The organism is Neptuniibacter marinus, assembly GCF_001597725.1.
Taxonomy (GTDB): Bacteria; Pseudomonadota; Gammaproteobacteria; order Pseudomonadales; family Balneatricaceae; genus Neptuniibacter; species Neptuniibacter marinus.
In genome coordinates this window covers 1-272 of the sequence record NZ_LUTR01000072.1, presented here as the reverse complement: position 1 = coordinate 272, position 272 = coordinate 1, and the positions used below count along the sequence as shown (strand labels likewise).

Below are 272 nucleotides of genomic sequence, written 5' to 3'. Positions count from 1 at the left end.
GGCCGGAAACAGCGAAGATAAAAACCAATTAATGACGGCCTGTTTCGAATACTGTCCAACCAACCAGCTGATGCTGCATATCGCGTTATTGACGCAATACGGTGCTGAAATAAGCGACAGTATTGTCATCAAAGCCTTAGAGTTAGGCGAGCAAGCCCTCATACATTTTCTACTTAATTCTGGCGCGACATTACCCACGCAGTATGATGAAAACTACGTAAGTGACGATATACTAACGTACGCGAAAAAATGTGTAGATGACTTGAAAATCA

The 272-nt window shown here is 42.6% G+C and carries 1 protein-coding gene; it reads left to right on the top strand.

Going from position 1 to position 272, the window contains the following annotated elements:
- Nucleotides 1-272 (top strand): hypothetical protein (locus tag A3774_RS16840; RefSeq protein WP_197468089.1); only part of this gene is annotated, 272 nt, incomplete at both ends.